General features: G+C 46.8%; 8 protein-coding genes. 3 read left to right on the top strand and 5 right to left on the bottom strand.

The annotated features are described in order from the left end of the window. Window positions 1-172: 172 nt before the first annotated feature. Complete coding sequence (locus tag V202x_RS09940; RefSeq protein ID WP_145173764.1) at window positions 173-1,474, top strand: GAF domain-containing protein; 1,302 nt, start codon at window positions 173-175, stop codon at window positions 1,472-1,474. A gap of 73 nt (window positions 1,475-1,547) precedes the next feature. Here V202x_RS09940 and V202x_RS09945 read toward each other — a convergent pair whose 3' ends face one another. From V202x_RS09945 to V202x_RS09955, 3 genes are all read right to left on the bottom strand, one after another. Continuing rightward, on the bottom strand, window positions 1,548-2,885 hold the full coding sequence (locus tag V202x_RS09945) for a DUF1501 domain-containing protein (protein WP_145173767.1): 1,338 nt from the start codon (window positions 2,883-2,885) through the stop codon (window positions 1,548-1,550). A 352-nt stretch (window positions 2,886-3,237) separates the two neighbouring features. Further along, entirely contained in the window at window positions 3,238-3,729 is a 492-nt protein-coding gene (locus V202x_RS09950; protein ID WP_145173770.1) for a DinB family protein, read from the bottom strand. Between the two features lie 52 nt (window positions 3,730-3,781). Beyond that, window positions 3,782-4,255, bottom strand: coding sequence for a GNAT family N-acetyltransferase (locus V202x_RS09955; protein WP_145173773.1), 474 nt, complete (start codon window positions 4,253-4,255; stop codon window positions 3,782-3,784). A 762-nt stretch (window positions 4,256-5,017) separates the two neighbouring features. Here V202x_RS09955 and V202x_RS09960 point away from each other — a divergent pair. Further along, window positions 5,018-5,692, top strand: coding sequence for a hypothetical protein (locus V202x_RS09960; protein WP_197993317.1), 675 nt, complete (start codon window positions 5,018-5,020; stop codon window positions 5,690-5,692). Further along, on the top strand, window positions 5,692-8,394 hold the full coding sequence (locus tag V202x_RS09965) for an ATP-binding protein (RefSeq protein WP_145173775.1): 2,703 nt from the start codon (window positions 5,692-5,694) through the stop codon (window positions 8,392-8,394). The genes V202x_RS09960 and V202x_RS09965 overlap by 1 nt, the downstream gene beginning before the upstream one ends. Window positions 8,395-8,499: 105 nt before the next feature. On the opposite strand, the gene V202x_RS09970 is transcribed toward V202x_RS09965, so the two are convergent. Next, window positions 8,500-9,402 (bottom strand): DUF1566 domain-containing protein, encoded by a 903-nt coding sequence (locus V202x_RS09970; protein ID WP_145173778.1) that lies wholly within the window; start codon window positions 9,400-9,402, stop codon window positions 8,500-8,502. Window positions 9,403-9,444: 42 nt separating this feature from the next. Continuing rightward, window positions 9,445-12,516, bottom strand: coding sequence for a PVC-type heme-binding CxxCH protein (locus tag V202x_RS09975; RefSeq protein ID WP_145173781.1), 3,072 nt, complete (start codon window positions 12,514-12,516; stop codon window positions 9,445-9,447). Window positions 12,517-12,565 lie beyond the last annotated feature (49 nt).

Raw genomic sequence — 12,565 nt, forward strand, 5'->3', positions numbered from 1 at the left:
AAAAATAGGAACAGATCGCCAGAAAAGCCTCGATCCGGGGTGCCATAACGAGACCGCCAAAAGCCTTCCATCAAAAAGCTGATGGAGTTGGTGACGAGCTATGCCAAGCACATGCATGTGATGAAACATCACCTCTCTCTGATCCGGTGTTTAAAATAGGAAAGAGCGAACGATGACTGAAACTGAATCAATATCTAATTTAGATGAACCTTCAAAAGATATGCTCGCAAACTTGTTTTCCGGGTTAACAGAACAAGTCTTGCAAGGGGAATCGCTGGATGCAGTGTTGAATTCCATTTACGAAAGTTTCCAGCCTGTATTGCCATTCAATCGAATTGGTTGTGCTCTGCTCGACGAAACGGGAGAACTCGTCGTTTCACGTTGGTGCCGCTCCGATAGTAACGTGATGCTCGGCAAAAATTTTAGTGCTCCACTCAAAGGATCTTCACTTCAATTTGTTTTGGAGCAGAAACGGCCTAGAATACTAAATAATCTTGAAGAGTACCTTCAAAAACACCCCCACTCTGAATCAACACGTTTGATAGTAAATGAAGGTATTCGGTCTTCGTTCACATTTCCACTGACTGTCGAAGGACATAGTGTTGGGTTCTTGTTTTTTTCGAGTATCGAGATTGATGCATACTCCGAAGCCCACCTTGCGTTGTTCAATGAAATCGCTGGCTTGCTTTCACTGGCAATTCTCACCGCTTCACAGCGGGACCGGTTTGCCAGGTCAAATAGCAAATATCTCTATTTACTCAATCGACTTGTCAGATCTGTCTGTCCACGCTCGGAACATGTTGTCCAGTTAGTTTGCGATTTAGCACAAATACTAAGTCCTGAACATATCAAAGACTGTGAAACGGCAGCCATACTGATTGAAGCTCGTGATATCATTTCCACAAATGATGACCAAGAACACAGGGCAATCACAGATCTCATTAATAAGATCTGTAATTTGGAAACGGTTTCCACGATAATCAATCATTACGACAAGCAGAGTGACCTTGTGCCCTTAATCAAAGGCAATATTCGAAACGAGTCACTCGCACTTGCCGCAAATCTAATCAGAATCGTACGTCAATACAAATTTCTCGAAAATGTCCACTCCTCGAATCATTTGCCCCTGGAGCACTTGCGTAGAGAACCAGAGACATTTGCTTCCTTCATTATCGATGAACTGGAACGAGCTATCGTTGAGTCTGTCAGTGATACTACCCGACGTGTCATGATTAAAGAGCTAGTAGATGGCATGATCTTTAAAGAGCATGTCGTTGCTTCAGATGGTGCCATTCTCGTTTCATCGAATCATATCGTTGACAAACACACCAGACGACGCCTGAAGAATTTCGGCAACTATGGTATTCGAGTAATGGAACCCTTGGTAGTAAGCTGCGAACCAAACAATTCTAATAAGAGCAAGACGCGCGGAGCTAAAATCGACCACGAAAGGTTGTGTACTACGGCGCGTTGATTAGATTGAGAACAACGGCAGGTAAAAGCAACCTGAAGCCAATGGCCCCAAAGCAAGAAGCGACCAGAGAGTGTCAAATGACTTCGGCCAGCGGTAGATAACCGCTGTCGACCAGATATTGAGGTCGCCCGGCGTGATCAGGTAATGTTAATTGCTGCACGTCGATTCCCATATTGTGATAGAGTGTCGCGAAGACTTCCTGAAAATGTACGGGACGATCTTTCGCTTCGCCACCCAGGCGATCTGTGGTGCCAATGACCTGACCTGTTTTCATCCCACCACCGGCGAGCAACGCATTGCAAACGCGCGGCCAGTGATCACGGCCCCCCTGTTTGTTAATCATGGGAGTACGTCCAAACTCGCCCCAGGCGATGACTGTCGTGTCTTCAGCCATGCCACGTTGGTGCAAGTCCTCGATGAGGGCGGTCATGGCCTGATCGAAGTCAGGAAAATTTTCTTTCGCCCGTTTGAAGTTACGACTATGCCAGTCCCAGAAACTGTAACTCAGAGTCACAACGCGCGCCCCGGCTTCGACAAGACGCCGCGCAAGAAGAAATTGTTCGTTCAGTCGTGGTGCGGCGTCCCCTTGCTTTTTTTCCGTTCCTGTACCGTAGCGTTCACGAACTGCCGGGTCTTCTTTCGAAAGATCGAGCGCATCAACCAGGCCTCCTGAAGTGAGAACACCGAAAGCCTGCTCGTTGAACGAATCAAGCCCCTGCATCACCCCGCTACTGTCGGCATCACGCCGAAACTGATCAAAACTATTTAGCAGACTTTTCCGGTCATGCAAACGATCTAATGTAATGCCGTTGAGTGTCATGTCGCCTTTCATTTCGCCGTTCGGATTGAAGGGGGTGTGAGCCATGCCCAGGAAACTATTCTTCCCAAAGTTGTAAGGAGTGTGCTGCATCCGAGGCGAAAGATTGACATAAGCGGGTGAAATCGCCCGAGGATTCCCTTTCAAGTGTGACAACGCGGACCCCAATTCAGGCCAACCGCCCGCGGGTTGGTTGACCGAGTTGTGTCCGGTCATACATTGGAACGATGCGTGCTGACCTACCGAACCGACGAGCGAATTCACAAACACACATTGGTCCGCAATCCGGGCCAGCCTGGGAAGATGTTCACAAATGCGAATGTCAGGTACATTGGTCGAAATAGCTTTGAATTCGCCACGCACTTCAGCAGGTGCATCCGTTTTGAGATCATACATATCCTGATGCGGCGGCCCACCTGGCAGATAGATCATGATGATGGATTTGTGAGAGCTGCTTTTGCCCGACTGCTTCTCAGCTTTGAGTACCTGAGGCAAGCTAAGACCGCCCAGACCAAGTGCCCCTACTTTAATGAAATTCCGACGCGATATTTGATTACAGAATTTGCTGGCAGACTGATCAAAAATATTCAGCATAATCGATTCCAGGGTGGCAGATCTACAACGTTTGACAACGATGTATATGGGGAAAATATAGAGCGAGGGTAAGAATATTTTATTGATCTGATTTTAACTCTGGAAATCGGTTATGTCTACGTCAACCCTGAAAAACATTCTTCCTGCAAAGTCGATTAAAAGTAGCATATCAATTTCAAGCTCCTGAGATTTCTTTCTTCGTGATACACTCAAGAGGAAACAGTAGTTCTGTTCGGGTGAGAAAACTTTAATAATCACATTATGATCGAAACAATATCAACATCTGCCAACTGGGACGCCATTTATCCACCGACTCACGAGGATTGCATTAAATCCTACGAATGACTAGCAATCACCATGATTGATCATCTAGATGAATTCCATGTGCATGTAGCAGATAGACAATTTGACCGACATGATTATTCATATGTGCTGCGGAAACGAGGAAAAGTCCAAATTGGTTTCTGACTGGTTCTCCGCCAAATGTGACAGGTGCACCTAAATCAATCTTTTCCGGATAGTGAAGCGTCTGAATAACCATGTCAATTGCCTCTTGAAATTGCGACAAAACTTCGTCAACGTTTCTTCCTGACTTATCGTTAAATTCTCCATCACGATCGCGTTCGTATTCGATTCCCGCACAGCGAACTCCAATGAAGTGGCGGACACTCCCGGTGAGATGTACGATGATGTGACCGATACTATTACCAAATGGAAATGGATTGATCCAGAATTTCTCAGGCGGAAGCACTCTCGTTAAGCGTTCGATGCGGTTTGCGAGATACTCGAAGTAATCTATGAGCTGCTGCTTCACAGCATGTGAAATATTTTCATCTTGAGACATGGCTGTGTGGTTCTTTCATGAGAGTAAAAACTGAAGTTGTCGAAGTTTCACGTTAATCTGTCTGGAGGATCTTTTCAAAACAAGGAATCGAGCGGCCTGGTATGCTTGAAGAAATTTTTTTCACCAATGGAATACCCAATTTTTCGTAAAAACCGGAAGCGTTAGGATCACTTTGAATCACTAAGCGAGAAAACCCCTTGGATTTAATTACCTCCATCGCGTGATGAAACATCTGCGAACCATAACCACGTTTCAAGTAATCAGGGTCGACGAACAAGTGTTCGAGCTCAATGGCTTTCGAGTCGATCTCACGCAGTGAATAGTAGCCAACAATAGTATTGTCGATTGTTACCACATAAACGCGTCGCTTCTGGATATCTTCGGCTAACAGGGTAAGTTCGCTGCGAAACGTTGCCATCATTTGTGACGAATAATTCCAGTGGGATTTAGATCGTATGCCTAAGGCGCTGATCGTTGTACATTCTTGTGGTTGAGCGCGTCGAATATGGGGAACTACATCTGGCATGGTTTAGACTCAATGAGTTTCGGATTATCGAGAAGTGGCCTCTCACAGATTAGACCTCTGTGCTGAATGAAAGGTTCATCATATTTTTCTGTGTCCTATGGAGCGATGTCCTACAAAGAAGATTAAAACGTTTACCATCCTCATTAAAAGATGACAGCTAGCTGCATGTTGAACTACACGAGATAAACGAAAACCGTTCATCATCAAACTCTGCCTAACGAACTAAATACGAAGTTCATCAATGGGATCTGCGCCGTTTTTACTCTCGCAATTCCAGGAGGTTTTCAGCGATTCCAAATGGGAGGTAAATCTGGTTGAATTCTCATCCAGAGACAATTACAGGGATACAACTCAACCATCGGTTATTCGGCGATTTCACTCTCTATTCTAAGAACGAAACTCTCAGCATTCATTTTATTTATGGTGTTTCGCCTGGATTGAGGGAGGTTTTTATGCGGTTCATAGGAAAACCTCCTCAGTTTCTTTTACTTTTACCGGTTATGAAGCCTCTCCACGTTCCGTTCTTGATTCACACCTGAATCGCGCTTTTTTGCAAATAATTCGCCACCGCGTTGTACAAACGCAACTTATGTTTTCTTCACAGTGAACATCATGTTTGTAAGTCTCTTAACTTGAGAGGAACGGGGATATCCAAAATCGAATTTGCAGTGCGCTCGCTTTTTTCAAACAATCATTGATCGACAAACAGATTTAATAAATGGTCCAAAAAACAAACTCCTCAGACTATTTACGGTAAAGACAATGAATCCACTAGGGACAAGTACATCCAACGGCGACGATCAAGTCATCCGTAATCATAGACGGAAGCTTCGATGGTTTACCTTACCCGCTCTGACAGCCCTCTGGCTTGGTCTGGTGGGAATCGGTATGTCAGCCATGTGGAAATATCAGACGACTCCAGGCGAATTCACTCAACCTCCACGACAATGGCCTGCCAATAGTCAAATTGAGCGAAACACAAATCGCGCAACCCTCGTGATGTTTGCTCATCCTCACTGCCCCTGTACTCGGGCCAGCATTAATGAGCTGGCACTGATCATGGCACATTGTGCTGGAAAGTTAGATGCTAGGGTACTGTTCTTTAAGCCAACTGACTTCCCCAAAAATTGGGAGCAGACAGACCTCTGGTTTTCCGCAGAGGACATACCCGACGTCAAAGTTTTTGGTGATCGCGATGGTTCTGAAGCAAAGCGATTTCATGCAAAGACATCAGGGTACACGCTGTTGTTTGACTCAGAGGGGCAACTGTTGTTCCGTGGCGGTATTACAGGATCACGCGGACATGCTGGCGAAAATGTTGGCAGGAGTGCAATTGAGTCGATCTTGATAAGTGGTGCGTCAGGAGCCGGTCAGACTTTCACTTTCGGCTGCCCCTTATTGGGAAAAAAAGACACTTGCGATAAGGAGCATCAATAATGTCGACCACAATAGAATCTATCATTCATGATGATGCCATTTCGGAACGAGCAGAAACACTCTTTCAGAAGAATCGTTTAGAGATCTTTAAGCGTACCGACCGCTTGTTTGCCTGCCTGATGGTCTTACAGTGGATTGCCAGTATTATTGCCATGTTCTGGCTTTCTCCCCGTACCTGGGCGGGAACGGAAAGTGAAATACACCTTCATATCTGGGCCTCAATTCTCTTGGGTGGCTTGATCTCCTTCTTTCCCATTTATCTGGCGATAACGCGCTCAGGATCCACACTCACCCGGCATGTTGTTGCTATCAGCCAAATGTTGATGGCCTCTCTCTTAATACACTTGAGTGGCGGACGGATTGAAACGCATTTTCACATCTTTGGTTCCCTGGCGTTTTTGGCCTTTTATCGAGACTGGCGTGTGCTCATTTCAGCGACAGTAGTGGTGGTAGTCGACCATTTAGCCTTTGGCCTGTTTTATCCGCAAGCCATCTTTGGTGTGCTCACGGCAAGTCCCTGGCGGGTGGTAGAGCATGGTGCCTGGGTTGTTTTTGAAGATGTCTTCTTATTCATTGCCATTCATCAAAGCCTTAGAGAAATGCGTGCGATGGCTCAACAGCAGGCCGAACTGGAAGCAACAAATGAGTCTGTAGAATCTCAAGTAAAAAGTCGAACTCGAGATTTGCATAGCGCCAACCAGATGATTTTGGACGCCAATCACAAACTGGAGCACCAAACAGATGAACTGCGAAGACAGGCAAAAGATCTGGTAGTAGCGAACCGAAAGGCTGAACAACTGAGTGCCTTTGGCCAAATTCTTGATCGATCCCAGAATGAAATTTACATATTTGATCAGGAGACGCTGAAATTTGTGCATGTCAGTAAAGGCGCCTGCCGCAATATTGGCTATAGCATGGAAGAGCTTCGCGAACTCACACCCGTCGAAATTAAACCAGAACACACACAGCAATCTTTTCAAGAAATTGTTGCGCCGCTTGTGGAAGGTCTTCAAAGTAATCTTGAATTTACGACCGTGCACCGCCGAAAAGATGGTTCCGAATATCCTGTGACAGTCAACCTGGAACTATCAACACTGGAGGAAAGAGCGGTTTTTGTTGCCGTTATTCTTGATATTACCGAACAACAACGTGCATCTCAGAAAATTGAGATGATTTCACGCATTCCTGAGGAAAATAATAATCCTGTTCTGCGCGTCTCAGGCGAGGGTGAACTGCTTTATGCTAACCCTGCCAGTAAAGAATTACTCACTCATTGGGGAATTCGAGTGAATGATTCACTTCCTTATGAGATCAGTGAGGCTTGTCAACAGGCACTGGATCTTGGCGATTCTGTAGGCATCGAAGTCGACACAAGTCAATTATGCTACTCGCTAAATCTAGCTCCCGTTGTCAAAGAGAACTATGTTAATCTCTATGGGACTGATATCACATCGCGCAAACAGGCGGAACAAGCATTACTTCAGGCGAAAGAAGCAGCAGAAGCCGCGAACCAGTCCAAAAGCGAATTTCTCGCCAACATGAGCCATGAAATTCGCACACCCATGACGGCAATCTTAGGATTCTCGGAAATTCTGCTAGGGACGATTGAAGACCCCGAACATGTTGAAGGCTTAAAAACCATTCGCCGTAATGGAAAATATCTGCTGCAAATCATCAATAACATTCTTGATCTCTCCAAAGTAGAATCGGGTAAACTGGAAGTGGAACAGATCCAATGCTCACCTTGTCAGATTCTCTCGGAAGTCACTTCACTCATGCGAGTGCCCACAAATGCGAAAGGACTTCAACTGGAGCTTGAATATGATGGTCCAGTTCCGAAACAGATTCAATCAGACCCCACACGGATCCGCCAGATTCTCATCAATCTGATTGGGAACGCCACCAAGTTCACTGAAATCGGTAAAATTCGTGTCGTGGCGCGGCTAAAAGATATTGAGACTAACGATCCTCAAATGCAGTTTGATGTCATCGACACCGGTATCGGGATGACGAAAGATCAAATGAGCCATCTTTTCCAACCCTTTGTCCAAGCCGATACATCCACGACACGCAAATTTGGAGGAACAGGGCTGGGGCTCACTATCAGTAAGCGGCTTGCAAAAATGATGGGTGGGAACATCGAAGTCAGTAGTATTCCAGAAAAAGGGAGTACATTCTCGCTTAGTATTTCAACGGGATCCCTCCAGGATGTCGAACTCGTTACGGAAGTTTCTGAGGCAGAATTCCCTGTGAATCGTTCGGAAGAAAAGCAGGAACAAAAAACAAATCAACTCAATTGCCACGTACTGCTGGCAGAAGATGGCCCTGATAACCAACGGCTGATCTCTTTCATTTTGAAAAAATCAGGTGCTCAAGTCACCACTGCGGATAATGGAAAAGTCGCTCTGGAGCTTGCTTTGCAAGCACGTGATGAGGGCAATCCCTTCGATGTCATTCTCATGGACATGCAAATGCCCGTGCTGGATGGCTATAGCGCATCAACGAAGCTACGGGAAGCGGAATATACCGGCCCCATTATTGCACTCACAGCACATGCGATGAGTCATGATCGCAAAAAATGTATCGATGCCGGCTGTGATGATTACACGACCAAACCGGTAGATCGAGAACAACTCATCGCCTTAGTCGATCAATACACTTCGCAACAAAAACACAGAGAACTCGCGGAAATTCAAATCTAAGTGGGCTCTTTGTTATCGAATCAAATATGGCTTCTGGAGCGCATAGGTCGCGTTTTCAAACTGACTTAGTGACCCAAAATACCTTTCGTTTAGGTTAAGCACAGATTATTCGCGAACGGCGCGAAAACCAAAACTGGGAGAGCCAATGGCTTTGGGCTTGGCATAGACGCCGCCATGATACATGACAATCCAAGCCTGTTTCTCGTCTGCTTCCTCTGCCGTCCAAAGATAAATCAGCGGTGCCAAGGAATCCCACAACGGCGATTCCTTATCCGGTTTGCGTTCGTAGCGAGGCTGCTCAAGTGCTTTGTCCCATTTTCCGCCTGCGTTACGATTGCCCCGAGTCAGAGAACAAACAACTTCTTCGCGCGTTGGAAGTCGCCAGAAACCCTGAGGCTCTTTTGCCAATGACATCCCATCTTTGGTTAAATATCGTACCCGATCTTTAGCATCGCTCCAACTCACACCTCCCTCTCGACTCCACCCGGGTCCGGCTGGTGCCCACAGCAAAGTCACACCCTGCCCCTTCACAATACGTTCACCTCGATCGCCGTCATCAATACGAGTGCTCACTCGGATCACGGGCTCCGCACCAGATACGATTAGTGTCAGAACCGGAATTCCCAAAGCGACGAGATAGGCAGCTTTTTTAGGTTTGGGTCGACCCCATAAAAACAGGCACCCCACTAGTATCGGCAGGGCAGTCAGACACAACACAATCGCAAGTGAAATGCGCGACTGATCGATCACAATGAGGGTCGCAATGGTAATTCCGAGCAATGTAAATAACACAGCTCCCGCGCGAGGCCAACGAATACCGATGACGGCGAATCCACAGAAAAACATTGCCGGACTTAGATAGGCTGCTGTCTGAAGTAGTCGCATCCACAACAGTGGCTTGCACCAGCCTTCGTGAAAGGCTTCAATGATTCCCCAGAAAGCCCAGAAACTGCCAGCAAGAGTGACAAGTACCACGCCAAGCCAACCGACAAAGTTCGTAGCGCGCAACGAATGCTCCTTAGAAGATACGATTCAAACCACACCTTCGAGTTACCGGCTCGCCTTTTCTATTTTCTTGGCTTTTTTGAGCGTGGTCATGTACTCGACAATGTTGACTAGTTCCTCTTGCGTCAACACTTTTTGTAAGTCGGCCGGCATTAATGAGATCTTTTGAGGAATGATTTCTTCGATGTCATCCATCTTGAACGTCCTTGAGATCGCTTCGGCATCTTTAATCGTGATTGCATCATCGGTCTTGTTGACCATAAGACCATTGACGACATTCCCCGAAGCTAAAATGATCGTGTACGACTCAAAGTTATGACTGATGCCGGCACTGGGGTAGAGAATGGACTCAAACAGTGCTTCGCGGCTCAGCTTTTTACCGATTTCTGACAGATCCGGACCGACCTCTTTTCCCATGCCATTGATCACATGGCATTTGGCGCATGTCCCTTTGGTGTTAAACATGACACGGCCATCGAGGATATCCCCTTTCATACTGGCCAAGACGTTAATCGGAGGCAGAGGCTTATTATCTTTAGTCGGAGGCGCTGGGAATAGTTTGGCTGCCCGCTCTTTCACATCTTTCATGATCGTTGACGACATAGCGGCTGCGGCTGTCGGCTTCAGCTGCGAATGGAAATTCGCTTTTTCTGCAAGATCCAACAACGCATGGGCACCCGATCGGGACTTGGCAATAGCCCTTACCGCTTCACGTCGATCGACCAAAGGTTCCTGATCATCCTTAATGATATTGAGCAGGAGTGCGTTGGCTCCCTTGTGACCGGAAGTGCCCAGTGCCCAAATCAAATCGAGTTTCTGATGTCGTTCTTTCTCAGAACCACCTTTCTTTTTCAAGGTTTTCTGAATCAATACTTTTTGTTTCAAACTTAAGGCAGCGCGAATTGCATCAACGGCGGTCTGCGATTTACCCGATTGACCAGCAATGGCAATCAACTCAGGGTAGTAGGCAGAAGCGTGAAATTTTTCAACAAGCTTCGTGAACTCCGGCGTACCTCGACTACTGTTAATAACTTGTGCGAGTGCATGCTGATATTTTTGATCTTTCATGACAACATTCGCAGGCATCCGCGAAATGGCTTCTGCAATAATGTAGGTTTCGCGTTTTTTATCTCCCGGCTCTTTGATCAAAGCCAATTCTGCAACAGCAGCATTTTTTTCCTTCCCGGGAATGAAATCTAAAGCACGGAAATAGCGCGGCAGTGCATCCAATTTTGTTTCAGGATTTTCAATGATTTTTACCAGATAAGGAACTGTCAGCGGAATTTTCGATCGCCAGAGGAGATCACGACCAACGGCAGTATCCCATTTGTCACCTGCTTGCTTGAGCCAAGCCGACATAAATTCTTGTTCCTGCCCATCCATGCCAATACCCAGGGCTTCCAGATACCAACGATCTTTACCATCGTATTGATCGGCCAGCGTCACCCACAACCCGGCTGCTTGTGGTGATTGATTGTGATGCAAGGCAATCAAACATTCACGGCGGACCTGCGGTGAGGAATCGTGTACCAGCTGTTTTACATAAGGAATGACATCCAACTTATAACGACGTGCGGCACGCAAGCCGGTGATGCGAATATCGGGATTGGAATCTTTGAGGGCGTGTGAAACATAGTGCTTGGTCTTACCCTTGATGCCTGCCAACAGCCAGAGGGCGCGAGCGCGAAACCTCTGGTTGTCAGATTGATATAATTCCTCTAACTGAGGAAGTGCCTGTTCCTGCAGGGCATGCAGTTTTTCCCATGCTAAATAACGTGTGGCCAGATTGGGGTTTTTGATTCCGGCTATGGCTCCTTCCACCGAACTCAGATCGAGTTTGTTGAACTGATACTTGTTTGCATTGGGTGGTGCGATACGGAAAATACGTCCCCGTTTCTGATCACCAATACGGTGACCGCCAACTCCGGGGTCATACCAGTCAGCCACAAACAAAGAACCATCAGGTGCGATACAGACGTCAGACGGACGAAACCATTTATCTTTTTCGCTCGTAATGATATTTGCAATTTCAGCTTGATACCCTGCTCCGTCCTTCTCAACAGGATAAGCACGAACCACATTCGGACCGGCATCAGCGTGAATCACTTCACCCCAATATTTTTCAGGTAACAACGAACCTTCATAAACCAGAATTCCCGTAGGAGAACCGGCACCAGTCTGGAGCAAGTTCGGCACAACACCCGGATCTCTAAGGTGCCAGTGTCTGAGCGGAATTTCGTCGTGCATACCTGTGCGAGGTGTCCTCCAACGTGCACCCGTCAATTGATCCAGGTAACCGTAATTGCCATACTCCATCACATAATTGATGCGCACGCCACGGTTACCATCATCGTCGTTATCTGATTGCCAAAGTGTGCCGAAGGAATCAACGGTAACTTCATAGTTGTTTCGAAAATTGTGTCCCAAGACTTCAAAGTCGCTTCCGTCCAGATTACAGCGGAAGACCATTCCACCCCAATACGGCTTGCCATTATCGAGTACTGGTTTACCATTTCTTTCGAGAATCGGTTTGCCATTTTTGTCGAAGACTTGTTTGCCCGAATTCCCAAAGTTCCAGTATAGTTTGCCATCAGGACCAAAGATCGCCGCATGTGCTGAATGGTCGTGCTCGCCACCAGTTACTTTGAAGAGCAGTTCTTTCTCGTCTGCTTTGCCATCGTTGTTGTCATCAGTAAAGAGAAACACATTTGGCGGAGCGGCAACAATCACTTTATTCCCCAGGACACAAATTCCCTGTGAACCATCCAGTTCAGGTCCCTGATAAAAGACTGTCGTTTTATCGGCCCGACCATCTTTGTTTGTATCTTCCAGAACCAAGATGCGATCGCCGGCTTTGCGCGTCGGAATCGGACGCATTTTCGCACGGTAGTTAACAATTTCGCAAATCCAGACTCGGCCCTGTGAATCGACGTCCATACTGGAGGGACTGCTGATACTGGGTTCCGAAGCAAACAGAGTTGCCTTTAAACCGGGCGCCACCGTTAAATTGGTCACCGCCTCTTTGGGGTCACGTTCCGTCTGAGCGGCCAGCGTTGAGATATCGAAAGTCACGTTGAGCAACAGAGCTGGTATGAGAACAAGACAACGATACTTCATTGAGTCGGTTTCCTTCTGATGTTGAATTGATGTCGCAAGTGATCTAACT

The organism is Gimesia aquarii (assembly GCF_007748175.1).
Lineage (GTDB): Bacteria > Planctomycetota > Planctomycetia > Planctomycetales > Planctomycetaceae > Gimesia > Gimesia aquarii_A.